The organism is Leclercia adecarboxylata (assembly GCF_006171285.1).
Lineage (GTDB): Bacteria > Pseudomonadota > Gammaproteobacteria > Enterobacterales > Enterobacteriaceae > Enterobacter > Enterobacter barmai.
In genome coordinates this window covers 774,646-797,011 of record NZ_CP040889.1, presented here as the reverse complement: position 1 = coordinate 797,011, position 22,366 = coordinate 774,646, and the positions used below count along the sequence as shown (strand labels likewise).

29 protein-coding genes and 1 other RNA gene are annotated in these 22,366 nt (G+C 53.9%); 17 read left to right on the top strand and 13 right to left on the bottom strand.

Annotated elements, in window-relative coordinates:
* Position 1 precedes the first annotated feature (1 nt).
* From FHN83_RS05570 to FHN83_RS05540, 7 genes are all read left to right on the top strand, one after another.
* On the top strand, positions 2-421 hold the full coding sequence (locus FHN83_RS05570; RefSeq protein WP_139563406.1) for a phage GP46 family protein: 420 nt from the start codon (positions 2-4) through the stop codon (positions 419-421).
* Positions 414-1,472 carry a baseplate J/gp47 family protein gene (locus FHN83_RS05565; RefSeq protein ID WP_139563405.1) on the top strand — a complete coding sequence of 353 codons (1,059 nt, stop codon included), beginning with the start codon at positions 414-416 and terminating at the stop codon, positions 1,470-1,472. Before FHN83_RS05570 ends, FHN83_RS05565 begins: the two co-directional genes overlap by 8 nt.
* Positions 1,463-2,044 carry a YmfQ family protein gene (locus FHN83_RS05560; protein ID WP_139563404.1) on the top strand — a complete coding sequence of 194 codons (582 nt, stop codon included), beginning with the start codon at positions 1,463-1,465 and terminating at the stop codon, positions 2,042-2,044. The genes FHN83_RS05565 and FHN83_RS05560 overlap by 10 nt, the downstream gene beginning before the upstream one ends.
* An 11-nt stretch (positions 2,045-2,055) precedes the next feature.
* The gene (locus FHN83_RS28145) at positions 2,056-2,640 is read left to right on the top strand and encodes a gp53-like domain-containing protein (protein WP_176556472.1); all 585 of its coding nucleotides are present in this window, start codon (positions 2,056-2,058) and stop codon (positions 2,638-2,640) included.
* A 4-nt stretch (positions 2,641-2,644) separates the two neighbouring features.
* Positions 2,645-3,070, top strand: coding sequence for a tail fiber assembly protein (locus FHN83_RS05550; protein WP_139563403.1), 426 nt, complete (start codon positions 2,645-2,647; stop codon positions 3,068-3,070).
* Positions 3,071-3,134: 64 nt separating this feature from the next.
* Positions 3,135-3,374, top strand: a complete 240-nt coding sequence (locus FHN83_RS05545; protein WP_139563402.1) for a hypothetical protein — start codon at positions 3,135-3,137, stop codon at positions 3,372-3,374.
* Entirely contained in the window at positions 3,374-3,688 is a 315-nt protein-coding gene (locus FHN83_RS05540; protein ID WP_139563401.1) for a hypothetical protein, read from the top strand. Before FHN83_RS05545 ends, FHN83_RS05540 begins: the two co-directional genes overlap by 1 nt.
* A 123-nt stretch (positions 3,689-3,811) precedes the next feature.
* On the opposite strand, the gene FHN83_RS05535 is transcribed toward FHN83_RS05540, so the two are convergent.
* From FHN83_RS05535 to smpB, 4 genes are all read right to left on the bottom strand, one after another.
* Positions 3,812-4,285 (bottom strand): hypothetical protein, encoded by a 474-nt coding sequence (locus tag FHN83_RS05535; RefSeq protein WP_139563400.1) that lies wholly within the window; start codon positions 4,283-4,285, stop codon positions 3,812-3,814.
* 461 nt (positions 4,286-4,746) lie between these two features.
* On the bottom strand, positions 4,747-5,667 hold the full coding sequence (locus FHN83_RS05530; protein ID WP_139563399.1) for a hypothetical protein: 921 nt from the start codon (positions 5,665-5,667) through the stop codon (positions 4,747-4,749).
* 168 nt (positions 5,668-5,835) lie between these two features.
* Positions 5,836-6,199: a transfer-messenger RNA gene (gene ssrA / locus FHN83_RS05525) on the bottom strand.
* A gap of 90 nt (positions 6,200-6,289) precedes the next feature.
* A complete protein-coding gene (smpB, locus tag FHN83_RS05520) occupies positions 6,290-6,772 on the bottom strand; it encodes an SsrA-binding protein SmpB (protein ID WP_039030084.1) in 483 nt (160 codons plus the stop codon).
* Between the two features lie 156 nt (positions 6,773-6,928).
* Here smpB and FHN83_RS05515 point away from each other — a divergent pair, with 156 nt between their 5' ends.
* Together FHN83_RS05515 and FHN83_RS05510 are read left to right on the top strand one after the other, a co-directional pair.
* On the top strand, positions 6,929-7,366 hold the full coding sequence (locus FHN83_RS05515; protein WP_218015343.1) for a type II toxin-antitoxin system RatA family toxin: 438 nt from the start codon (positions 6,929-6,931) through the stop codon (positions 7,364-7,366).
* Positions 7,356-7,643 (top strand): RnfH family protein, encoded by a 288-nt coding sequence (locus FHN83_RS05510; protein ID WP_176556471.1) that lies wholly within the window; start codon positions 7,356-7,358, stop codon positions 7,641-7,643. The genes FHN83_RS05515 and FHN83_RS05510 overlap by 11 nt, the downstream gene beginning before the upstream one ends.
* Before the next feature lie 97 nt (positions 7,644-7,740).
* Here FHN83_RS05510 and bamE read toward each other — a convergent pair whose 3' ends face one another.
* From bamE to nadK, 3 genes are all read right to left on the bottom strand, one after another.
* On the bottom strand, positions 7,741-8,082 hold the full coding sequence (gene bamE, locus FHN83_RS05505) for an outer membrane protein assembly factor BamE (protein WP_039030087.1): 342 nt from the start codon (positions 8,080-8,082) through the stop codon (positions 7,741-7,743).
* 151 nt (positions 8,083-8,233) lie between these two features.
* Complete coding sequence (gene recN / locus FHN83_RS05500) at positions 8,234-9,895, bottom strand: DNA repair protein RecN (RefSeq protein WP_139563397.1); 1,662 nt, start codon at positions 9,893-9,895, stop codon at positions 8,234-8,236.
* Between the two features lie 85 nt (positions 9,896-9,980).
* On the bottom strand, positions 9,981-10,859 hold the full coding sequence (gene nadK / locus FHN83_RS05495; protein WP_039030089.1) for an NAD(+) kinase: 879 nt from the start codon (positions 10,857-10,859) through the stop codon (positions 9,981-9,983).
* A 121-nt stretch (positions 10,860-10,980) separates the two neighbouring features.
* Here nadK and grpE point away from each other — a divergent pair, with 121 nt between their 5' ends.
* Positions 10,981-11,574, top strand: coding sequence for a nucleotide exchange factor GrpE (grpE, locus tag FHN83_RS05490; protein ID WP_072036665.1), 594 nt, complete (start codon positions 10,981-10,983; stop codon positions 11,572-11,574).
* 50 nt (positions 11,575-11,624) lie between these two features.
* On the opposite strand, the gene FHN83_RS05485 is transcribed toward grpE, so the two are convergent.
* Both FHN83_RS05485 and FHN83_RS05480 read right to left on the bottom strand, forming a co-directional pair.
* Positions 11,625-12,911 carry an HlyC/CorC family transporter gene (locus tag FHN83_RS05485; protein WP_039030091.1) on the bottom strand — a complete coding sequence of 429 codons (1,287 nt, stop codon included), beginning with the start codon at positions 12,909-12,911 and terminating at the stop codon, positions 11,625-11,627.
* Positions 12,912-12,929: 18 nt separating this feature from the next.
* A complete protein-coding gene (locus tag FHN83_RS05480; RefSeq protein ID WP_039030092.1) occupies positions 12,930-13,721 on the bottom strand; it encodes a cytochrome C assembly family protein in 792 nt (263 codons plus the stop codon).
* A 166-nt stretch (positions 13,722-13,887) separates the two neighbouring features.
* Between FHN83_RS05480 and ffh the strand changes: the two genes are divergently transcribed.
* From ffh to FHN83_RS05445, 7 genes are all read left to right on the top strand, one after another.
* Entirely contained in the window at positions 13,888-15,249 is a 1,362-nt protein-coding gene (gene ffh / locus FHN83_RS05475) for a signal recognition particle protein (protein ID WP_039030093.1), read from the top strand.
* Between the two features lie 247 nt (positions 15,250-15,496).
* Positions 15,497-15,745, top strand: a complete 249-nt coding sequence (gene rpsP / locus FHN83_RS05470; protein WP_003863133.1) for a 30S ribosomal protein S16 — start codon at positions 15,497-15,499, stop codon at positions 15,743-15,745.
* 15 nt (positions 15,746-15,760) lie between these two features.
* The gene (rimM, locus tag FHN83_RS05465; protein WP_375540641.1) at positions 15,761-16,297 is read left to right on the top strand and encodes a ribosome maturation factor RimM; all 537 of its coding nucleotides are present in this window, start codon (positions 15,761-15,763) and stop codon (positions 16,295-16,297) included.
* A gap of 44 nt (positions 16,298-16,341) precedes the next feature.
* Positions 16,342-17,109 (top strand): tRNA (guanosine(37)-N1)-methyltransferase TrmD, encoded by a 768-nt coding sequence (trmD, locus tag FHN83_RS05460; RefSeq protein ID WP_039030094.1) that lies wholly within the window; start codon positions 16,342-16,344, stop codon positions 17,107-17,109.
* Positions 17,110-17,150: 41 nt separating this feature from the next.
* Positions 17,151-17,498, top strand: coding sequence for a 50S ribosomal protein L19 (gene rplS, locus FHN83_RS05455; protein WP_002914145.1), 348 nt, complete (start codon positions 17,151-17,153; stop codon positions 17,496-17,498).
* Positions 17,499-17,628: 130 nt separating this feature from the next.
* The gene (locus FHN83_RS05450; RefSeq protein WP_255296505.1) at positions 17,629-18,024 is read left to right on the top strand and encodes a DUF2946 domain-containing protein; all 396 of its coding nucleotides are present in this window, start codon (positions 17,629-17,631) and stop codon (positions 18,022-18,024) included.
* Between the two features lie 52 nt (positions 18,025-18,076).
* On the top strand, positions 18,077-19,444 hold the full coding sequence (locus FHN83_RS05445) for a PepSY-associated TM helix domain-containing protein (RefSeq protein ID WP_139563396.1): 1,368 nt from the start codon (positions 18,077-18,079) through the stop codon (positions 19,442-19,444).
* A 4-nt stretch (positions 19,445-19,448) separates the two neighbouring features.
* Here FHN83_RS05445 and FHN83_RS05440 read toward each other — a convergent pair whose 3' ends face one another.
* From FHN83_RS05440 to FHN83_RS05425, 4 genes are all read right to left on the bottom strand, one after another.
* Positions 19,449-19,931 carry an OmpA family protein gene (locus FHN83_RS05440; protein ID WP_139563395.1) on the bottom strand — a complete coding sequence of 161 codons (483 nt, stop codon included), beginning with the start codon at positions 19,929-19,931 and terminating at the stop codon, positions 19,449-19,451.
* Between the two features lie 13 nt (positions 19,932-19,944).
* Complete coding sequence (gene dgcN / locus FHN83_RS05435; RefSeq protein WP_139563394.1) at positions 19,945-21,165, bottom strand: diguanylate cyclase DgcN; 1,221 nt, start codon at positions 21,163-21,165, stop codon at positions 19,945-19,947.
* The gene (locus FHN83_RS05430) at positions 21,158-21,643 is read right to left on the bottom strand and encodes a YfiR family protein (protein ID WP_255296757.1); all 486 of its coding nucleotides are present in this window, start codon (positions 21,641-21,643) and stop codon (positions 21,158-21,160) included. The genes dgcN and FHN83_RS05430 overlap by 8 nt, the downstream gene beginning before the upstream one ends.
* Before the next feature lie 198 nt (positions 21,644-21,841).
* The gene (locus FHN83_RS05425) at positions 21,842-22,216 is read right to left on the bottom strand and encodes a DUF2799 domain-containing protein (RefSeq protein WP_139563392.1); all 375 of its coding nucleotides are present in this window, start codon (positions 22,214-22,216) and stop codon (positions 21,842-21,844) included.
* Positions 22,217-22,366: the final 150 nt, after the last annotated feature.

Here is a 22,366-nt window from a genome sequence, read left to right as displayed (position 1 = left end):
TATGGACCTGTGGTTAACCGTTAATGGGGTAAGCGTTTCAGCGAGTGCCCCCATGGATTTACTCACCCGCTCAGTTGTTATTTCTCTTTTCACCTGGCGCCGCGCGCAACCGGATGATAATGCCGATCAGCCCAATGGGTGGTGGGGCGATACCTGGCCTGTTGTTCAGAATGACCGGTACGGCTCGCGCCTCTGGCTGCTTCAGCGTCAGAAGCTGACGAACCAGACCGCACTAATCGCCAGAACGTATATCACCGAAGCGCTGCAGTGGATGGTTGACGACGGCGTTGTTTCAAAGATTGACCTCCTCATTCAGCGTACCGGCATTAACGAACTGGGTAACAGCATCACGCTGTGGCGCTACAACCAGCCCACCACGATTTCTTTCGACGATCTATGGAGTGCGATCACTAATGGCTGACAGCGAATTCCAGCGCCCGACGCTGGCAGAAAATATCAGCATGCTCCGCACCGACCTCTTTTCCCGCCTGGACGCGAGCGACACTATCAGGCGTATGGATGAAGACGTCAGGGCGAAAGTGTATGCGGCCGCGCTGCATACCGTTTATGGCTATATCGATTACCTGGCGCTGAATATGCTGCCGGATAAGTGCGATGAGGCCTGGCTGGAAAGGCACGCGGCCATGAAGCGCTGTCCTCGCAAAAGCCCGACAGCATCAGCAGGGTTTATGCGCTGGGATGGTGTGACAAACGGCATTACGCTTAAGGCTGGCGCGGTGATTCAACGTGACGATCTCATCCAGTACACCACAACGGCAGATGCAACCAGCGCGGGTGGCGTTCTGCGCGTGCCGATGGTGTGCAGCGTCACCGGGAGTGTGGGTGAAATTGACGATGGCGCCGCGCTTTATCTGGTGACGCCGGTTAATGGCCTGCCGTCTTCTGGCGTGGCTGACTCTGTTGCTGGCGGGTTTGATATTGAGGATCTGGAGACCTGGCGCGCCCGCGTGCTGGAGCGCTACTACTGGACGCCACAGGGCGGTGCGGACGGGGATTATATCGTCTGGGCGAAAGAAGTTCAGGGTATTACCCGGGCGTGGACCTACCGGCACTGGATGGGGGCCGGCACCGTAGGCGTGATGGTGGCCAGCGATGATCCGGTTAACCCTATCCCCGGTGCCGCTACTGTTGCAGCGGTAAAAGCGCACATTGCTCCGCTCGCACCCGTTGCCGGTGCTGATTTGTATCCGTTCGCACCCGTTGCCCATAACGTCGATTTCAGAATACGCCTGACACCTGATACGCCAGAAGTTCGGGCGGCGGTGACGGCGGAGTTGCGCTCGTTTCTGCTGAGGGATGGCTACCCAGAGGGCGAACTGGATTTATCCAGGATAAACGAGGCTATTTCCATCGCAGCCGGCGAGCACAGCCATGTTCTGGTGGCCCCTACGGCCAATATCACGATCGCGAAAAACGAACTGGCCATACTGGGGACGCTCGCATGGACGTGACAGATGACGACTACATCAATCTGATGTCAGCCCTGCTGCCGCCGGGTCCGGCATGGTCAGCTGACGATCCCGCATTCATCGGCGCAGCCCCTTCTCTGCGTCGGGCTCACCAGCGCGCCGATGATTTGATGCTGGAAATTGATCCACGCACCACCACCGAGCTGATCAACCGCTGGGAGACGTGCTGCGGTCTTCCGGACGAATGCATCCCCACCGGAACGCAAACATTACTGCAGCGGCAGAGCAGGCTGGACGCAAAGGTCAATTTAATCGGGGGTATAAACGAGACGTTCTATCTCGAGCAGCTGGCGGCCCTGGGCAAGCCTGGGGCTACTATCACCCGGTACAATAAGGGGCCGTTTAAGTGCACCTCCGCCTGTACTGAAGCCGTGTATTCAACCGAATGGCGTTACTACTGGCAGGTCAACATGCCTGCAGCCACGGATGCCACCTGGATGACATGCACAGATAACTGCGATACCCCGATTCGTTACTGGGGCGATACGGTCGCCGAATGCGTGATCAGCAAACTCTGCCCGTCCCATACCTACGTACTTTTCAAATATCCGTAACCGGAGAAACTATGCATCGTATCGACACGCCTACCGCGCAGAAAGATAAATTCGGCGTGGGAAAGAATGGCTTTACCCGTGGTAACCCGCAGACCGGCACGCCGGCTACCGACCTTGATGATGATTATTTTGACATGCTGCAGGAGGAGCTGGCTGGTATCGTAGAAGCGGCGGGAATTACGCTCGATAAAACCAAACGCAACCAGCTGAGAACGGCTCTTCCGTTAGTTCTCGGTATCAAAGCCGCAGCGCTGCGCGATGTCGGCGAGGGTTCAAATCAGATCCCTGATATGTCCTCATTCATCGCGAGCTTCGGCAATAACGGGTATCAGAAATTGCCAGGCGGCCTGATCCTTCAGTGGGGGCAAAACTCAATGCCTGCGCCAGGGGCGTCGAATAATGTGACATTCCCCATCGCATTCCCATCTACGGCTTACGCTGTGGTAATCACCACTAACGCCTCAGGTGGAGCAACAACTGGAATAGCGCCGTCATCCACCACCGCAGTTACCCGAACGGGTTTCCAGTGGGTACGTTTTGCAGGTTCAGAATATACGTCTTACGGCACCGGATACTGGTTTGCTATCGGGAGATAACAACATGCATTTCTACAGCGCAAAAAATAACGCTTTCTATGACGAGGAATTGAAGAATTCCTATGTTGCCGCAGGCTCCTGGCCGGATGACGCAGTTGAGGTAAGCAACGAGGTATTCGTGGAGTTTATTTCCATGCCACCGGCCGGGAAAGTTCGCGCGCCGGTTGATGGGCTTCCCGCGTGGGCAGACATTCCGCCGCCAACGCACGAAGAGCTGGCATCGTCTGCCCGGACTGAACTGCAGCGCAGGATTGATGCTGCCAATGCGTACATGAACGGTAAGCAGTGGCCCGGTAAAGCGGCGCTTGGCCGGCTTAAAGGTGATGAACTTGCGGGCTATAACGCCTGGCTGGATTACCTCGATGCTCTTGAGGCAGTAGACGTCACCACTGCCCCAGACATTACCTGGCCCGATCAGCCAACTGTGTAAACCTCCTTGATCTGCAACCCCTTTAAAACTACTGTATATAAAAACAGTAAAAGGAGTGCAGATCATGCCCCGCCGTTCCGACATTCACGCCGCATTTGTGGCCGCAATACAGCTAAACCCCAAGGGCTACCGTTGCTTACGCACAGAAGACTTTATCCGCGAACTGGCAAAGGTCCAATGGCATTTCAGCCGGGCCGACGCCAACGAGTGGATAAAGTACTACCAGCCCGACTTCACCGACAAGACAACTGACGGAACCGACAATCACTACTGGATCATGCGCAACATGGGGAGGATTCACTAATGGGCTTCGTGTCACCGGCAGGCGACTATGTCGAGCAACGTTTTTCTCCGGCCAGCATGTGCATGACGAACCAGAGCCGAATCATCGAGACATCGTTTGGTTATGCCATTGTCGAACCCGCTACCAGGGTAAAGCAGGGGCAAGTGTTGCTGATTTTGTCCGGCGGTCGGACTCAGTTTGCAAAGTTCATGGGTAAGGCGTTAATTACGGATGATGGCGAGGCGATCGAGGGCGAAGCGGCGGAAGAGGTTGAGGTCATGGGCAGGGTAACGTACTTCATTAACAGCACAGACGTAGATGACATACCTGTGTAAGAAGCGGTGCGCGGTTGTGCGTTAAAAGGGGAAGGCCTGCGGTCTTCCCTTTCCAGATTTGAAGTCTGCTATGTGCGAGAAGCAGAAATAATTAATTGAGAATACATGTCAGATTTGTTTATTTCAGGCGGCTTTAGGCTCCAGCCAAGCGGTAACGTTACCGGCACCGTTGATAAAGTCGAAAACGATGATCAACATCTCTAGTTGAGTGCTGGCATTAGCTAACTCACGTTCAAATGGGCGAATTAATGCGGCTCCGTCCAGAATTTGCTGAGTTATCGCATAGTTAGCCAAGAACTCATGCGCCATCGTGTTGCGCTGATCTTTAAAAGATTTCAGGTGTGCGTTATAGTCTGCGCGCAGCCCCAGTTTTTCAAGCTCAACGCGAGTCTGGCCTAACGTGAGTCTCTCTAGTTCCTCTTCGGAAAGGTTATAGTCAGGAAGCGATTCGAGGATTTTTTTCAGGCCGAACTCTAGCAATTGCGCCTTACCCATAAACAGGCCAAACCGCTCAAGAAAGGATTTTCCCTCATAGATTTTGAGTCCGGCTAAAATTTTGTCCTGAAGCTCCTTACCGCCCAGCGTATCGTTTTCCATACATATTTCCTTAATTTGGTTTCATGTGTGCTGTAGTTATCTGAGATTAAAGGTAAACATCGTTTATAGCTATATGCATGTCAGGACAGATTTCCTAGGAAGTCCAAGAGCACGCAATTTAATGACAAAAAGTGAATAGCTGAACGTCCGCTTCTGGCGCAAAGCGGTCTGCGGCATAAGTAGCGGCGCGATCCTTAAAACTGTACAACGGATTAATTTGTCCGGGTAGGCTGGTGGTGTAAAACAGTTGGTGCGATTTTGGAAGTAGCTCAGCAAAGTTTGCAGTACGATCTGACGGTAGTTAAAGATCGAGAATGGACAGGGTTTTACCATCATTTTGACATCTTTCGACAACCCACTAATCGCAGACATAAAAAAACCAGTATTAACAGGCTGGTTTTCTTGTAATTTTGGTCGGCAAAAGAGTATTTGAACCTCCGACACCTGACACCCCACGATATCTAATCGAGGCCGTAGTATTTTTTCAAAGCGGACGATAGAAGGTCAGTAACCGCTGCTACACCGATCCCACCCGTACCGTTCGCCGCCTTGGAAATCATGCCTGAAAACCACTGACCTACTGCCGAGCCATAGTTTTTACTTCGGGGGGCAATTGGGCCATCAGAATTTACCGCAACTTCTAATTCATCTAAATCGTCGCTTGAAATACCTTCAGACATAAGGAGTTTTTTCAAAGCATTAAAATCATTTCTGGAAACATTGTTAGTGATATTGAAAGAACTGCTATCACCCAAGTTTATTACAGTGTTATCACCAAAGACAGCGTTATTCAAAAGTGAGGAAGCGTCTAATTTCTTTAATTTTTCTGTCATAGCAGCTGTCCCGGGTACACTGGATACATGATCGGATAACTCTAAAACAAAATCTAGAAGTCTCGACCTAACTTGGGTCATTATTGAAGTGAAATTATGCAGGGCGATATCTTTGTAGCAAGCCGTTATCGAGTACCCCTTGGCAATATGCTTTCGATATTTTAATTGGGCATAATCGATTGGAATTGGCTGTTGTAGATCTTGGTTTTCTGCGGCGTTAATAACGAGTTGTTCTATCTGACTGATAGAAAGCCTAACCTTTGAAGTAGTTGCATCCTCATAATCGTCATCATCTAAATACGAAATCGGAAGAGGGAAGGCTTTATAAATACTGACTCCATTCGTAATGTTTGCGAGTATCCGGGTGGTCACAACTCTGTAGTCGGGAAGATGAGCCACATTAGGGTAGCCATGGAGCTCATGATTTACCCAAGTGGCTAGTTCCTTTTTGCCAATAGAGTAGAGAAGAACCTTCGTCTTTAGCAGCGCGTTAGTTGTTCCTTCATCGCCCGAACTTAGGATCGCAATAATCTCTTCCAACTGGTTCACAAGATTACTCCTCATAAAAAAAGCCCGCGATGCGGGCTTTTATGTCACTGGGGAGCCGCGGCTCCTTTGCGTATCCTTTTTTGTCCCCTCACCGTCTGGTCGGTGTCCTGCTGAGACTGCTAACTTCCTGTTATTGCTAGTGATGTCCTATCACTGTCCAATCATGATTGGTGGAGCTGGCGGGAGTTGAACCCGCGTCCGAAATTTCTACATCCTCGGTACTACATGCTTAGTCAGTCTTTACATTCGCACGCCAGCTGCGGAATGACACGCCACTAACGAACTAGCCTGATTAGTTTTAACGCTTCAACCCCAGGCAGGATTTCCACGCGATCTCTTTTGGGTTTGACCTCTCTTTGATCCCCGTCTTAAGAGCGGAAGCTAGGGAGAGAGGGCTCTTAGCAGGTTATTAAGCTGCTAAAGCGTAGTTTTCGTCGTTTGCGACTATTTTTTTGCGGCTTTTTACGAGGCAAACCGCCCCTCGGCATGCACCTTGGGTTTCGCAAATCCCGTCGAATCCAGAATCAGCCCCAATAGTGTTACAGCAAGTATACCAGAATTCGCGGCCCGGATACCAGTCCGGAACGCTAACTTATTGAATCGCTCAATAAGTATCCGAAAATTAACGGCCTGCGTGCTTCATGATGCGCGCTTTATCCACCTGCCATTCACGATCTTTTGCATCGTTACGCTTGTCGTGCTGCTTCTTACCTTTCGCCACGCCGATTTTCACTTTGCACCAGGCGTTCTTCCAGTACAGCGACAGGGCGAGGACGGTGTAACCTTCGCGGTTGATACGCCCGAAGAGCGAATCCAGCTCACGTTTGTTCAGCAGCAGCTTACGGGTGCGTGTCGGATCGCAGACGTAGTGAGAGGAAGCAACGGTCAGCGGCTGAAAGTTTGCGCCGAACAGAAAAGCTTCGCCGTCTTTGAAGATCACGTAGCTGTCACCGATGTTGGCTTTACCCGCACGCAGCGATTTAACTTCCCAGCCCTGCAGCGCAAGGCCAGCTTCGAATTCTTCTTCAATGAAATACTCGTGGCGGGCACGCTTGTTGAGCGCAATGGTTGCCGAGCCTGGTTTATGTGCTTTTTTCTTCGTCATAAGTGTCGTAAAGCCGTAGGTAATCTGATGTCAAAAAGTCACCTCATTGCGTCCTGTGAGGTCTAACGCGCTATATTAGCACGAGATGAGGCTCAGCGTTTTTTTAACAGGTGATAAATGTTATTATTTGTAGGTTGTTTGATCAGGAAAAATGCTATGCCTCAGATTAGTCGTACTGCGCTTGTCCCTTACAGTGTGGAACAGATGTACCAGTTAGTGAATGACGTTAAGTCATATCCGCAGTTTATCCCGGGTTGTACCGGGAGCCGCGTGCTGGAATCAGGCCCGACGCAAATGACGGCGGCGGTGGATGTTTCCAAAGCCGGGATCAGCAAAACCTTCACCACCCGGAATACGCTGACCGATAACCAGAGTATTCTGATGCATCTGGTGGATGGCCCCTTCAAGAAACTGATGGGTGGATGGAAGTTTGTTCCGCTGAGCGCCGATGCCTGCCGGATCGAATTCCATCTCGACTTCGAGTTTACCAACGCCCTTATCGAGCTGGCATTTGGTCGCATCTTCAAAGAACTTGCCGCCAATATGGTTCAGGCGTTCACCGTGCGCGCCAAAGAGGTCTACAGTGCAGCCTGAGATCGTGGTGGAAGTGGCCTACGCGCTGCCGGAAAAACAGTATCTGCAGCGCGTCACGCTGGAAGAAGGGGCGACCGTTGAAGAGGCGATCCGGGCTTCTGGCCTGCTGACATTACGTAACGATATCGATCTGGCGAAAAACAAGGTCGGGATTTACAGCCGTCCGGTCAAGCTGGCCGATACGGTTAAGGACGGTGACCGGGTAGAGATTTACCGTCCGCTGATTGCCGACCCGAAAGAACTGCGTCGCCAGCGTGCGGAGAGAGCTGCTAAATAAGCGGGGTTCCCCGGTGGCGCTGCGCTTACCGGGGCTACAGGCGGCGAGAGAAAACAAAAAAGGTGCTCATTGAGCACCTTTTTGCATTTCTGAAACCTTACTCTTTGGTGAGCGCCGGTTTGTTGTCGATGTTGGTCAGCACGCCGCTGCTGTTGAAAGTCAGCGTCAGCGTCTGCTGCGACACATCTTCATGACCAGGCTTCTGGCGGAAGACATAGAACCAGGTGTTAGTGCCGAACGGATCGGACATCATCGGTGTGCCCAGAGCATAGGCAACTTGCTGCTGCGTCATACCGACACGGATTTTAGACACATCGTTAGGAGCGAGATAGTTCCCCTGGTTGATGTCAGGGCGGTAAACCACTTTTTCCAGAGTGGAACAGCCTGCGGTCATCATCAAAAGAACCGCAGCGGCAGCGGTCAGCGTTTTACAGCGCATAGTGATTTGATTCCTTTTCGGGCCCGGGCAATACGCGACGGCTCATATGTAATATGCCGATGATAATAGACCTTTCACCACATTAAAACCTCTGGCGTCCGGTCTGTCGGCGTTTTTATTGTTCTGTATGACCCTGAGATACCGAAAAAGTTTAGGCTGCCAGCAGTTCTTTCGCGTTTGCCAGGGTATTGCGGGTGACTTCACTGCCGCCCAGCAGACGCGCCAGCTCCTGCAGGCGGGCACGTTTGTCCAGCGGCTGCATGTGCGTTTCGGTCATCTCGCCGTCGGTCTCTTTGCTGACGAAGAAATGATGATGCCCGCAGCCGGCAACCTGCGGCAGGTGGGTGACGCACATCACCTGTGTGGACTCGCCAAGCTGACGAAGCAGTTTACCTACCACCGCCGCGGTCGGGCCGCTGATACCGACATCCACTTCATCGAAGATCAGCGCCGGGGTTTCCATTTTCTTCGCGGTAATCACCTGAATCGCCAGGGCGATACGCGACAGCTCACCACCAGACGCGACCCGGGAGATAGCCTGCAGCGGCTGACCGGGGTTAGTGGTCACGCGGAATTCAACGCGGTCCGCGCCGTCAGCCGTCAGGTGGTTAGCTTCGAAATTCACATCGATGGTGAAAACGCCGTGCGGCATCGACAGCAGATGCATGCTCTCGGTAATGTGCTGGCTGAGTTCCTGCGCATAGCGCTGACGAACGTTGTGCAGCTGCGTAGCCGTTTCCAGAGCCTGCTGATGATGCACGCTGACCGCCAGAGAGAGGGTCTCCAGCGAGTCGGCCTGATCGTCAAGCTGATGCTGCTCATCCAGCAGGGACTGGTGGAAGCCAGGCAGCTCCTCGGGTGAAACGTGGTGCTTACGCGCAAGGGAGATCTGGCGCGAAATGCGCTGTTCCAGCTCAAACAGGCGGTTGGGATCGAGATCCAGACGCTCGCAATAGTGGCGCAGCTCGTCACTCGCTTCGGAGATCTGAATCGCCGCCTCTTCCAGCATATCGAGCATGCCGGAGACTTTACTGTCCATGCCTGCCAGTTCGGTGACTAACTGACGCACGCTATAAAGCTGGCTTTGCAGATTCACCTCTTCGCCGTCGGCCAGTAAGTTCAGCGCCTGCTGGCTGGTGGAGAGCAACTGGCCGCTATTGGCAAGGCGCTTGTACTCTTCGTCAATCTGCTCAAACTCACCCGCCTGCGGGCTGAATTCGTTCAGCTCTTTCAGTTGATACGCCAGCAGCTCGGCACGGGCCGCACGCTCCTGGCTCTGCTGTTGATGCAGCGCCAGTTCGCGGCAGCTCTGGTGCCACTGACGGTAGTGATCAGCCATCAGCTGCGTCAGCGCAGACTCACCGGCATAGCCGTCGAGCAGGGATTTCTGCTGTTCAGGTTTAATCAACTGCTGATGGGCGTGCTGGCCGTGGATCTGGATTAACAGCTGACCCAGCTCGCGCAGCTGGGACAACGGCACCGCAGTACCGTTGATAAAGCCACGGGAGCGGCCGTCGCTGCTGAGGACACGGCGAAGTAAGCACTCACGCCCATCTTCAAGCTGGTTCTGCTCGAGCCAGCGCAGGGCGGCGGGGATGTCCTTGAGGGAAAAACGGGCGCAGAGATCGGCGCGGCTGGCACCTGCGCGCACCATGTTGCCATCAGCACGACCGCCGAGGCAGAGCCCAAGCGCGTCAATCGCAATAGATTTACCGGCCCCGGTCTCCCCGGTGATAGCCGTCATTCCGCTGTTGAAATCAATTTCGAGCTCACGAACGATGGCGAAGTTGCTGATGGTCAGTTGTGCCAGCATAAACGTTTTCCTGTATGAAAAACCATAACTGTGTTTGTGTACAGTATAATCTGGTTTTTTATACAGTAAAGTGCTGGATGCTATTTCAGAACAATTTTTTCGACCAGCCGAGCTTGGAACTTAATGTGTTGAAATAGCTGTAGTCTTTCGGGTGGATGAGATTCAGGTGGTAATCACAGCGGCGGATCAGCACGTCTTCGCCTTCCTGAATCGGCAGCGCGATTTGGCTGTCGCAGCTGATCTCAAGGTCGTTGCGGCGGTGCGAAAAACGCAGGCGAATGGTGCTGCTGCTGTTTATCACCAGCGGGCGGGCCGAAAGGGTGTGCGGGAACATCGGCACCAGCGTAATAGCATCCAGGGATGGCGTCAGGATTGGCCCGCCCGCCGAGAGCGAGTAGGCGGTGGACCCGGTCGGGGTCGAGATAATCAGCCCGTCGGAGCGCTGCGAGAAGGCAAAGATTTCGTCGATATAGACTTCAAACTCAATCATATGCGCCACTTTCCCCGGATGCAGCACCACTTCGTTAATGGCGGTGCTGATCCGTTTCTGACAGTCCTGCTGGCACACCTGGGCCTCCAGCAGAAAGCGCTTTTCGCTGATGTAGTGGCCTTCCAGCACGTCGGCGAGCTGCTGCTGGGCGTTATCCGGGTCGAGGTCGGTTAAAAAGCCCAGGTTGCCACGGTTGATGCCAATGACTTTAATATCGTAACGGGCGAGGGTGCGCGCGGCACCCAGCATATTTCCGTCGCCACCGACCACCACCGCCAGGTCGGCCTGCTGGCCAATTTCCGCCAGCGTACCGGTTTTGACGTTTTTTAACTGCAATTCCTGGGCAATTTGCTGTTCAACAATCACGTCATAGTTTTTCGCGCACAGCCAGCGATAGAGCATTTCATGTGTCGTCAACGCAGTAGGGTGACGTGGATGACCGACAATCCCAATACACTTGAAATGGTTGCTCATTTTCTGAAGGTCCTTGTGCGAATGAATGATGACAATGTGGCTTGTTCCCTTGAATCCCGGAAACTGATCCCCATAATAAGCGAAGTTAGCGAGTTGAATGCAGAAAAACGCGGAGAAATTCATGAGTAGTAAAGAACAGAAAACGCCTGAGGGGCAAGCCCCGGAAGAAATTATCACGGAGCAGCACGAAGAGGTTGAGGCTGTAGAGCCTGAGGCTGGTGCTGAGCAGGTGGATCCGCGCGATGAAAAAATTGCGAATCTGGAAGCTCAGGTAACTGAAGCCCAGAACCGCGAGCGCGATGGCATCCTGCGTATCAAAGCCGAAATGGAAAACCTGCGTCGTCGTACCGAGCTGGACGTTGAAAAGGCGCATAAATTTGCGCTGGAAAAATTTGTCAACGAACTGCTGCCGGTCATCGATAGCCTGGATCGCGCGCTGGAAGTTGCGGATAAAGCGAACCCGGATATGGCTCCGATGGTGGAAGGGATTGAGCTGACGCTGAAATCCATGCTCGACGTAGTGAAGAAGTTTGGCGTGGAAGTGGTCGCCGATACCAACGTGCCGATGGATCCGAACGTGCATCAGGCGATTGCGATGGTTGAGTCTGAAGACGTCGCTGCCGGTAACGTGCTGATGGTGATGCAGAAAGGCTATACCCTGAACGGCCGTACCATTCGCGCGGCGATGGTCTCCGTGGCGAAAGCTAAGGCGTAATTTGCCTCCCGTAGTGCCGGGTGGCGGCGTCGCCTGCCCGGCACTACGTTTTACTCCGCGATGCTCTCCCTGAGCGGTTTGACCGGCACGACCTTCACCTGCTTAATCATATTGTCCTGTACGTCCAGGATATCAATATCATACTGACCAATCCGCACCCGCGTGCCTGCCGCCGGGATCTCCTCCAGCGCTTCCAGAATCATGCCGTTAATGGTCCGGGCTTCCTCTTCCGGCATCTGCCAGTTAAAGGCTTTATTGAGTTCACGAACGTTCGCGCTGCCGTCAATCAGCACCGAGCCGTCGTTTTGCGGCGTGACTTCTTCGGCAAGGGTAGGGGACATGGAGGTGGTAAAGTCGCCGACAATCTCCTCCAGAATATCCTCTACCGTCACCAGGCCCTGGATATCGCCATACTCATCCACCACCAGGCCCACTTTCTTTTTATTCCGCTGGAATTTGATCAACTGGGTGCTGAGCGGAGTGCCTTCCGGGATGTAGTAGATCTCATCCGCCGCGCGCAGCATCACCTCTTTGGTGAACTCTTTTTTCTCGGTCATCAGACGATAAGCTTCACGCACGCGCAGCATGCTGATGGTGTCGTCCAGTGAATCCCGGTACAGCACGATGCGACCGTGCGGGGAGTGGGTCAGCTGGCGGACAATGGCTTTCCAGTCATCGTTGATGTCGATACCGACGATCTCATTGCGCGGCACCATAATGTCATCCACGCTGACCTTCTCCAGGTCCAGCACCGACAGCAGCATATCCTGATTGCGGCGGGAGATTTGCGAGCGCGACTCGTGCACGATGGTGCGCAGCTCATCTTTGCTCAGCGCGCTGCTGACCACCACATCCGCTTTGATACCCACCATGCGCATCAGCACCCGGGTCACGCCGTTTAACAGCCACACCAGCGGCATCATCAGGATCAGTAACGGCGCCAGCAGGAAGCTGCTGGGATAGGCGACCTTCTCAGGATAGAGGGCAGCGATGGTCTTCGGTAACACTTCGGCAAAGACCAGCACCACGAACGTCAGCACCCCGGTGGCGATAGCGACCCCGGCGTTACCGTACAGGCGCATGCCGACAATGGTGCCCAGCGCGGAGGCGAGGATGTTAACCAGGTTGTTGCCGATGAGCACCAGGCTTATCAGGCGGTCCGGTTTACGCAGCAGTTTTTCTACACGACGCGCAGCGCGGTTACCCTGTTTGGCGCGATGACGTAACCGGTAACGGTTGAGCGTCATCATGCCGGTCTCCGAGCCGGAGAAATAGGCGGAGATAACTACCATCACGATCAGGGTAACGATCAGCGTGGTAGTGGAGATGTGTTCCAGGGGGAACTCCTTTGTTGCTTAGCCGGCGAGTTGCTGGATGACGCGGCTACCAAAATAGGCCAGGGTCAGGATGCCTGCTCCCGCCACGTTGAACCAGACCACGCGGCGACCGCGCCAGCCTTCATGATAATGGCCCCATAACAGGACAATATAGACAAACCACGCGATGATGGAGAGCACGGCCTTGTCGATATTCTCCATGCTGAAGAGATTGTGCATATAAAACAGGCCGGTACTCAGGGTCAGCGTCAGCAGGACCACCCCGACCTGAGTGATGTGAAACATCTTGCGTTCGATGGTCATCAGCGGCGGCATTTCGTTACTAAAGGCCAGCCTTTTATTTTTCAGCTGGTAGTCAATCCAGGCCAGCTGGAGGGCATACAGCGCGGCAATAATCAGCGTGGCATAGGAGAACAGCGACAGGCCAATATGCACCATCATGCCCGGCGTTGTCTCAAGATGGGTGATGAACTCGTTCGGCACGAAGGTGGCAAAGGCCAGATTGATCAGCGCAAAGGCGTAGACAATCGGCAGCAGCAGCCAGCCGCGGTTTTTCGAGGCCACGATGGTCATCACCGTACAGATCATCAGGCTGACCAGCGAGCCGACGTTCAGCAGGCTCAGATTCTGCCCGCTACCGTCGCCTGGCAGAATGCGCGCTTCGAGGGCAAAAGCGTGGCTTATCAACGCGATGACCGCCGACAAAATAGCCATTCGCCGCCAGCCGCTGTTTTTTTGCAGCAGGCCAGGAATGATCAGCGCGAGGCTGACAGAGTACGCGACGAGGGCGATCAGAGCGAAAACAGGCATATAGGTGTCGACAGTTGTCCTGATAAGAAAGAGGTGCAGTATAACGTTACGTGAGGCGTGCTCCAACCGTTGCATAACAACAAAGGCGCCTTCATGTTATACTCCGGCAAAATTCTGTGTACGTGTCGCGCCAGCGACCTAACGTTTCTACCCCAGGCGAGAGACAATGTTTGATAATTTAACCGATCGTTTGTCGCGCACGCTGCGCAACATCAGCGGCCGTGGACGCCTTACCGAAGACAACATCAAAGAGACGCTGCGCGAAGTGCGCATGGCGCTGCTTGAAGCAGACGTCGCGCTGCCGGTCGTCCGTGATTTCATCAACCGCGTAAAAGAGAAAGCGGTTGGTCATGAAGTTAACAAGAGCCTGACCCCGGGTCAGGAGTTCGTCAAAATCGTCCGTAACGAACTGGTTTCGGCGATGGGCGAAGAGAACCAGAGCCTGAACCTTGCGGCGCAACCGCCAGCGGTGGTGCTGATGGCGGGCCTGCAGGGTGCGGGTAAAACCACCAGCGTCGGTAAGCTGGGTAAATTCCTGCGCGAAAAGCACAAGAAGAAAGTGCTGGTCGTCTCTGCCGACGTTTATCGCCCGGCGGCGATCAAACAGCTGGAAACCCTGGCCGAACAGGTTGGCGTGGAATTCTTCCCGTCCGACGTCGGACAGAAACCGATCGACATCGTTAATGCGGCGCTGAAAGAGGCGAAGCTGAAGTTCTTCGACGTGCTGCTGGTGGATACCGCCGGTCGTCTGCACGTTGACGAAGCGATGATGGACGAAATCAAACAGGTGCATGCCGCGATCAATCCGGTAGAAACCCTGTTTGTTGTCGACGCCATGACTGGTCAGGATGCGGCAAACACCGCAAAAGCGTTCAATGAAGCGCTGCCGTTAACCGGCGTGGTGCTGACCAAAGTGGACGGCGACGCCCGCGGCGGTGCGGCGCTCTCGATTCGTCATATCACCGGCAAGCCAATTAAGTTCCTCGGCGTCGGTGAGAAGACCGAAGCGCTGGAGCCGTTCCACCCGGATCGTATTGCCTCCCGTATCCTCGGCATGGGCGACGTGCTGTCGCTGATCGAAGATATCGAGAGCAAAGTCGACCGTGCGCAGGCGGAGAAGCTGGCCTCCAAGCTGAAAAAAGGCGATGGCTTCGATCTGACCGACTTCCTGGAGCAGCTGCGCCAGATGAAAAACATGGGCGGTATGGCGAGCCTGATGGGCAAGCTGCCGGGCATGGGGCAAATTCCGGATAACGTGAAAGCGCAGATGGACGACAAGGTTCTGGTGCGGATGGAGGCGATTATCAACTCCATGACGCTGAAAGAGCGCGCGAAGCCAGAAATCATTAAAGGCTCCCGTAAACGCCGTATCGCGGCGGGTTGTGGGATGCAGGTTCAGGACGTTAACCGCCTTCTGAAGCAGTTCGACGACATGCAGCGCATGATGAAGAAAATGAAGAAGGGCGGGATGGCCAAAATGATGCGCGGCATGAAGGGCATGATGCCACCAGGATTCCCTGGTCGCTAATCGGCCTGGCTTGTTTGCCATTTTGGCACCGGGGTGTGCTCGCCATCCTCACGTACTGCGTGTACGCTCCGGTGGCTGCGCGCACGCCGGCACCAAACTGGCTGTGCCGCCGACGGCCTTATTATGGTGGATTAGCAACTGCTGATTGCATTTTCCCCAAAAATCAGTAAAATTTTCGGGCTTTTAATATGACACCGGGCTCCTTCCCTCGATGGGGCCCGGTGTTTTATTCACACAAGAGGATGTTATGGTAACTATTCGTTTAGCACGTCACGGCGCGAAAAAGCGTCCGTTCTACCAGGTTGTTGTTACTGACAGCCGTAATGCACGCAACGGTCGCTTCATCGAGCGCGTTGGTTTCTTCAACCCACTGGCCGCTGGCGCAGAAGAAGAAACCCGTCTGGATCTGGATCGTATCGCTCACTGGGTTGGCCAGGGCGCTACCGTTTCCGATCGCGTTGCTACGCTGATCAAAGCAGCAAACAAAGCAGCTTAATCTGTCACGGTGGTCATGATGAGCAAAAAAGCACCTGTTGAACCGATTGTATTGGGCAAAATGGGTTCTTGCTACGGTATCCGTGGTTGGCTCAGAGTGTTTTCCTCCACCGAAGACGCCGAAAGCATTTTTGACTATCAGCCCTGGTTTATCCAGAAGGCGGGTCAGTGGCAGGAAGTCGAGCTGGAAAGCTGGCGTCACCACAATCAGGACATCGTTATCAAGCTGAAAGGCGTTGACGATCGCGATGCCGCGAATGCGCTGACTAATTGTGAAATTGTCGTGGATTCGTCGCAGCTGCCTGAGCTGGATGATGGTTACTACTGGAAAGACCTTATCGGTTGCCAGGTAGTCACCACTGAAGGTTACGGTCTGGGAAAAGTCATCGATATGATGGAAACCGGATCGAATGACGTTCTCGTCATTAAGGCAAACCTGAAAGATGCGTTTGGCATCAAGGAGCGGCTGGTTCCGTTCCTCGATGGGCAGGTTATCAAGAAAGTCGATCTCGCTACTCGTACTATCGAAGTAGATTGGGATCCTGGTTTTTAAATTCTCCTGAAAACGGTAAAAGACGGCGCTATGGGGATTGGCTTGTGTTTATAGGTATCGTTAGCCTGTTTCCTGAAATGTTCCGCGCGATTACTGATTACGGGGTAACTGGCCGGGCAGTAAAAAATGGCCTGCTGAGCATCGAGAGCTGGAGTCCACGTGACTTCACTCATGACCGGCACCGTACCGTGGACGAACGTCCTTACGGCGGCGGACCGGGGATGCTCATGATGGTTCAACCCTTGCGGGATGCCATCGCAGCAGCAAAAGCCGCGGCAGGTGAAGGCGCAAAGGTGATTTATCTGTCACCTCAGGGACGCAAGCTTGATCAAGCGGGCGTCAGCGAACTGGCAACGAATCAGAAACTGATTCTGGTGTGTGGTCGCTACGAAGGGATAGATGAGCGCGTAATTCAAACCGAGATTGACGAAGAATGGTCTATCGGCGATTACGTTCTCAGCGGTGGTGAGTTACCGGCAATGACGCTGATTGACTCGGTTTCCCGGTTCATTCCGGGGGTTCTGGGCCATGAAGCTTCAGCAACAGAAGACTCTTTTGCTGATGGATTGCTGGACTGTCCACACTATACCCGTCCTGAAGTGTTAGAAGGGATGGAAGTACCGCCGGTATTGCTGTCGGGAAACCATGCTGAGATTCGTCGCTGGCGTCTGAAGCAGTCGCTGGGCCGTACCTGGCTTAGAAGACCTGAACTTCTGGAAAACCTGGCTCTGACTGAAGAGCAAGCAAAGTTGCTGGCCGAGTTCAAAACTGAACACGCGCACCAGCAGCAGAAACATGATGGGATGGCCTGAGGCCCCCGAATATCAGTTTACCCAGGATAAGAGATTAAATTATGAGCAACATTATTAAGCAACTTGAACAAGAGCAGATGAAGCAGGACGTACCTTCCTTCCGTCCGGGTGATACCGTGGAAGTGAAAGTATGGGTTGTTGAAGGTTCCAAAAAACGTCTGCAGGCATTTGAGGGCGTGGTTATCGCTATCCGTAACCGCGGTCTGCACTCTGCATTCACTGTTCGTAAAATTTCCAACGGCGAAGGCGTTGAGCGTGTCTTCCAGACTCACTCTCCGGTAGTTGACAGCATTGCTGTTAAACGTCGTGGTGCTGTACGTAAAGCTAAACTGTACTACCTGCGTGAGCGTACTGGTAAGTCTGCTCGTATCAAAGAGCGTCTGAACTAAGATTCGCTTGTGCGACATCCTGTAAAAAGGGCTGGCCGAAAGGCCGGCCCTTTTTTTATCTCTGTGTGCCTTGCACGTTAACGTCTTCGTCATAAATCGTTTACAATGCCCCTGCTTCAACGGAGGGTAAGTGACGACTAAACAGCATCAGGCAACATGGCAACGTATCGCGACAGGTCTCGCGTTATTTGCGATCCTGATGATCGTCTTTGCACCGCTTGTCTCTGTCTCGTTGCAAAAAGATCCCATGAGCGCGATGCCCGGCATGCATCATGAGATGACTATGATGACTGAGCACCATGCCCCCTCCGAAACCATGCCGGTCGACCACGCCGAAGCCTGTGGTTACTGCGTGCTGTTGGCCCATGTTCCGGGGGTGATACTGGCGCTGGTGATGCTGCTGTGCGCGGTATTACTCAGACAGCGGCTGACGCCACCGCGTCCTGCCGTCCGCCACTGGCATTACTTCCCCTGGCTCTGCCCCGATACGCGAGCCCCTCCGCGCCTGTCTGCTTATTCCATTTAAAAAAACGTGCACCCCGGTGTACCGATAACTTTTTGCCTAAAAAAGGGAAAGCATGACTACCTGCACTTCGCGCGCTGCATGGGGCAACCTGCTGCGTCGTCTTCACTTCTATATTGGTCTGTTTGTCGGGCCATTTATCTTTATCGCCGCGCTCTCCGGTACGCTGTATGTCGCCACACCGCAGCTGGAAAATGCGCTTTATCATCATGCCCTGTTCAGCGAGACCCGGGGGACAGCGCGCCCTCTTGCGGAGCAGATCGCTGTCGCGGAAAAAGTGACCGGCGGAGAGTTGCGCCTGCATGCGGTTCGCCCGGGTCTGGCCGATGGCGACACCACCCGGGTAATGTATGCCGACCCGGCGCTGAAGGCCTCAGAGAACCGGGCCATCTTTATCGATCCGGTCAGTCTTGAGGTTCGGGGAGATATGACCGTCTACGGCACCAGCGGTATTTTGCCGTTCCGCCAGACAATCGATTATCTGCATCAGTCGTTGATGCTGGGTGACGTGGGGCGTCTCTACAGCGAGCTGGCCGCGTCGTGGATGTGGATTGCCGCGCTGGGGGGCATTGCGCTGTGGTTTTATACCCGGCCAAAACGGCGTATCAATAACCGCTTCCAGAACCGCCGTCGTCTGCACGTCACCCTCGGCTGGTGTCTGCTGCTGGGCATGCTGCTGTTCTCGGCGACCGGCCTGACCTGGTCCCAGTGGGCGGGGGGGAACGTGGATAAGCTGCGGGCAGAGATGAACTGGCTCACACCGCAGGTGAAAACGCAGCTGCAAGGCCCGGCGAAAATCGCCGATCCGCATGCCGATCATCACGGTCATCACATGTCGATGCCCATGCCGGAGATGAAGCCCGATCCGGCGCTCTACGACGGCGTGCTACAGGCGGCGAATGCGGCGGGTATCAAGGCCACGAAGCTGGAGATCCGCCCGGCGAAGAGTGATGCGACGGCGTGGACGGTGACGGAGATAGATCGTCGCTGGCCGACGCAGGTGGATGCGGTGGCCGTTGACCCCGCGACCCTGGCGGTCATCGATCATACCCGTTTTGCGGATTACCCGCTGATGGCCAAACTGACCCGCTGGGGGGTGGATTTCCATATGGGCGTGCTGTTTGGTCTGCCTAACCAGCTGGTGTTGATCGCCTTTGGCGTCGCGCTGTGCGTGATGATTGTGTGGGGATACCGGATGTGGTGGATGCGCAGGCCCCGTCAGACGGCAACCGATCCCGCGCAGACTCTGTGTCAGAGCTGGCTGGCGTTGCCGCTGTGGGGGCGGTGCGTCTCTGTCGGTATCGCCGTATTACTGGGGCTGGCGATGCCAGTCATGGGATGCAGCCTGGCGCTGTTTATCGTTATTGACTGGCTGCGCTGGCGGGCGGCATCAGGATTAGCCCTGGCCGGAACGCCAGAGTAATGACTCAGGGCGTGCCGATCACCACCGCAACGCGACGGTTTTCAGCACGTCCCTGGGCAGTTTTGTTGTCCGCAACGGGGTACTGTTTACCTAAGCCCTGGGTCGTCAGATTGCTGCGGGGAATACCTGCACCCTGAGCCCAGGCATCGGCAACCACATTGGCGCGCTTCAGGGAGAGGTCTTTGTTGTAGCTCTCTTCGCCGTAGTTGTCCGTATGTCCGTCCATCCGGGCGTGCGTCAGGCCCGTGGCCGCAAGACGCGATGCCATGCTTTTAATCTGCTGTTCGCTCTCCGGGCGCAGCTGATACTCGTTTTTACCAAACAGGATCTTCGCAGAGAGGCCAAGCGACCAGTCGCCGTTAGTCTCGTTAAAGCCGTATGATTTCATGGCGGCAATCTGTTCAGCGGTAAATTTGCCCTGCGGCGCCTGGCATCCCGCCAGCAGCATTGATGCCATCAACAGCGGTGCGGCGTATCGCCTTAACATAATGTGTTCCCTTCTATGCAGTGTTTTTAGAACGCTGATGCTTCACCAGATACATATTTCGGTCAGCTTGATCCAGTAAGGTTTCAACGGAGTGATGCTCCCAGCTCAGCGCGAAGCCAATGCTGAGCGACATTCTGGTGCTGAGGCCGTTTTGCAGGTCATAAGACGGGCTGAACTGTTGCGTCAGCGCGGCGCAGAGGCGCAGGACCTCGTGTTCCGAATGGATGCCATACAGAATAATGGCAAATTCATCCCCGCCCAGACGATAGGGCTGATGACGCTCGCCGCTAAACTCGACCATGCGGCGGGCCACTTCAATCAGTACACAGTCCCCGGCGGCGTGCCCCCAGGTATCGTTAATCAGCTTAAAGTCATCACCATCCAGGAAGAGCAGGGCGGAATTGGTCCGCGCTAAGGAGTCATTCATCAGCGCCGTGATGCTGGTACGGAAAGCCGCCCGATTCGCCAGACCGGTGAGCGGATCGTGCATGGCGGTGCGCAGCAGTTGGGCATTTTTGGCCTGCAGTTTTAACTGCCACTCCTCCATTTCATCCAGCAGACTGTTGAAGTCCTGACCGAAGCGATGAAATTCATCGATGCGCTCCTCGGATACCCGGCGGGAGAAGTTACGGTTTGACCGGACGTCGTGCACCACCTCGGTTATGTTTTGCAGGGCGGTGACAACGCCGTTATGCAGGGTGCGGGTGATGATTAACGCCACCATGGCCGCAAACAGGATGCAGCCGGTTAACACCGCCAGGGAAGTCCAAAGGAAGTGGCTGATCAGGCTGTCACGCGCGGTAAGGTGTAACTCACCAATCGGCAGGTTATTGTGCCAGACGCGCTGGCGGATGGGCTGAGGGAATAACCACCGGCTGACCAGTTTACTGAGGGGATCGGCCCGATCGTTCGGCCCCATCGACCATGTAGCAAAAGGATGATCGTAGCGGTCCAGCAGTACCGCAGAAGAAAACTGCCCCTGTTTGCCAAGTGTGGCCAGCGCTTCGTTGGCGGCGGTCGTATCATTAAACACCAGCGTCGCCTCCAGACTGCGGCTCACGGTGGCGCTGGTTAATTCAAGATTTCGTTGTGCGTACTGTTTCAGTGATATCACTGAAGCAATGCACAATAATAACCAGACCAGCGTCATCGTTATGAGGACGCTAATTATACTGATGCGCCTCAGGGTCCTTTTGAACGTCAGACGAGGCGCTAATGTAAATTCCTTATTCATCCTTCGTATTCCGTGCAAGCATTAACACATCAGGATTGACTCTGACTCCGCTACGCGACAGCACATCCAGATTTACGGAAAATCTGACTTGTGTATTATCAAATATCAGGCAAAAAGCACTGCCAATAACGCATTGCGAATTTTGCTCCGCAATTAACAGCAACGGACTGGAATTGAAGGCGGTGCTTAATTCAAGCTGGGCGGTCGGAGACTCACTGCCAAAATAGAGCGCATTGCAACCTGCTCCCAGTGCTTCCTGATCGCTATGAATAATCACGGGAATGTAGGGCAGTGCATCCGGACCCTGAGCACTGAGCGCCTCAACGTGGCTGGAAGAGGCAAAAATGCACAGGGTTGGCTGACCAGAGAGGGCAGGCCAACGGGTATAACTGACGATCCCGGAGACAATTGAGCGTACCGATTTATCCGTTCTGGATAATGTTCCGCCAATAGCCTGTTCGCAGGATAATAACAGCATCAGCACCAGGGCTACCCGGCACCAGGAAATGAGAAGAAAGTTACCCACCAGAATCCGCCATACCACTCTGGAAATATTTGCCCTTGAGTTTCGGTGCAAGAATACCATTTTTTACGTGGGCAGTCATTACGCCGAAATTCTGTTCAGAGACTTAAGTGAAATCTGACGTTTTTATTTACAGAGTGCGTGTGGGCGTTATTAATTTAAGCGACTGGCTTTTGTTCCTTCATCCATTCCCTGCTGCCAGGCGGTTCGAAGTTGAGTGGCGTTATCCGCAGTATCACAGCTGGCAGGAAATATTTTCCCTGCTAATCCCCAGGCGTAAACGAAATTTTCCTGACATATTTTCTCACGCCCCTCTTTATAACCGCTGAGATAGGCAGAGCGATCCACCTTAGGGTCATTAAAATTCGCGGCAAGTGACTCACTCGATTTAGCGACCACGCCATTCATGGCATCTTCTTTACCGGCATCATACCAGTCGGTGCCCGTCCATGTCGGCTGATGAGTGTAAGGATCGATTTGACAGGCGGTTAGCAGCAGACCCAGAAGTGGGATAACAATCAGGCGCATAAGACATTCTCCTTTTTCCATTGAGCATAGCCTGGCGTTAAAAATGCGGACTGTAATTTTTACGTTACAGTTTAATTGGATGTTTTTTGCTTAAAACTGTATGTTGTAAATTATTATTTACGGATTTTGGATTGAAATCTTTACTTGTTG

Bases quoted from the DNA above. Each gene is read 5' to 3' on its own strand.
- ffh (WP_039030093.1), top strand. From the start codon at position 13,888: ATGTTTGATAATTTAACCGATCGTTTGTCGCGCACGCTGCGCAACATC.
- FHN83_RS05545 (WP_139563402.1), top strand. From the start codon at position 3,135: ATGCCCCGCCGTTCCGACATTCACGCCGCATTTGTGGCCGCAATACAG.
- smpB (WP_039030084.1), bottom strand. From the start codon at position 6,772: ATGACGAAGAAAAAAGCACATAAACCAGGCTCGGCAACCATTGCGCTC.
- rimM (WP_375540641.1), top strand. From the start codon at position 15,761: ATGATGAGCAAAAAAGCACCTGTTGAACCGATTGTATTGGGCAAAATG.
- FHN83_RS05550 (WP_139563403.1), top strand. From the start codon at position 2,645: ATGCATTTCTACAGCGCAAAAAATAACGCTTTCTATGACGAGGAATTG.
- FHN83_RS05535 (WP_139563400.1), bottom strand. From the start codon at position 4,285: ATGGAAAACGATACGCTGGGCGGTAAGGAGCTTCAGGACAAAATTTTA.
- FHN83_RS05430 (WP_255296757.1), bottom strand. From the start codon at position 21,643: ATGCTGTTATTATCCTGCGAACAGGCTATTGGCGGAACATTATCCAGA.
- FHN83_RS05570 (WP_139563406.1), top strand. From the start codon at position 2: ATGGACCTGTGGTTAACCGTTAATGGGGTAAGCGTTTCAGCGAGTGCC.
- FHN83_RS05445 (WP_139563396.1), top strand. From the start codon at position 18,077: ATGACTACCTGCACTTCGCGCGCTGCATGGGGCAACCTGCTGCGTCGT.
- recN (WP_139563397.1), bottom strand. From the start codon at position 9,895: ATGCTGGCACAACTGACCATCAGCAACTTCGCCATCGTTCGTGAGCTC.
- FHN83_RS05440 (WP_139563395.1), bottom strand. From the start codon at position 19,931: ATGTTAAGGCGATACGCCGCACCGCTGTTGATGGCATCAATGCTGCTG.
- FHN83_RS05560 (WP_139563404.1), top strand. From the start codon at position 1,463: ATGGACGTGACAGATGACGACTACATCAATCTGATGTCAGCCCTGCTG.
- dgcN (WP_139563394.1), bottom strand. From the start codon at position 21,165: ATGAATAAGGAATTTACATTAGCGCCTCGTCTGACGTTCAAAAGGACC.
- rplS (WP_002914145.1), top strand. From the start codon at position 17,151: ATGAGCAACATTATTAAGCAACTTGAACAAGAGCAGATGAAGCAGGAC.
- FHN83_RS05540 (WP_139563401.1), top strand. From the start codon at position 3,374: ATGGGCTTCGTGTCACCGGCAGGCGACTATGTCGAGCAACGTTTTTCT.
- FHN83_RS28145 (WP_176556472.1), top strand. From the start codon at position 2,056: ATGCATCGTATCGACACGCCTACCGCGCAGAAAGATAAATTCGGCGTG.
- grpE (WP_072036665.1), top strand. From the start codon at position 10,981: ATGAGTAGTAAAGAACAGAAAACGCCTGAGGGGCAAGCCCCGGAAGAA.
- nadK (WP_039030089.1), bottom strand. From the start codon at position 10,859: ATGAGCAACCATTTCAAGTGTATTGGGATTGTCGGTCATCCACGTCAC.
- FHN83_RS05515 (WP_218015343.1), top strand. From the start codon at position 6,929: ATGCCTCAGATTAGTCGTACTGCGCTTGTCCCTTACAGTGTGGAACAG.
- rpsP (WP_003863133.1), top strand. From the start codon at position 15,497: ATGGTAACTATTCGTTTAGCACGTCACGGCGCGAAAAAGCGTCCGTTC.
- FHN83_RS05480 (WP_039030092.1), bottom strand. From the start codon at position 13,721: ATGCCTGTTTTCGCTCTGATCGCCCTCGTCGCGTACTCTGTCAGCCTC.
- FHN83_RS05425 (WP_139563392.1), bottom strand. From the start codon at position 22,216: ATGCGCCTGATTGTTATCCCACTTCTGGGTCTGCTGCTAACCGCCTGT.
- FHN83_RS05565 (WP_139563405.1), top strand. From the start codon at position 414: ATGGCTGACAGCGAATTCCAGCGCCCGACGCTGGCAGAAAATATCAGC.
- bamE (WP_039030087.1), bottom strand. From the start codon at position 8,082: ATGCGCTGTAAAACGCTGACCGCTGCCGCTGCGGTTCTTTTGATGATG.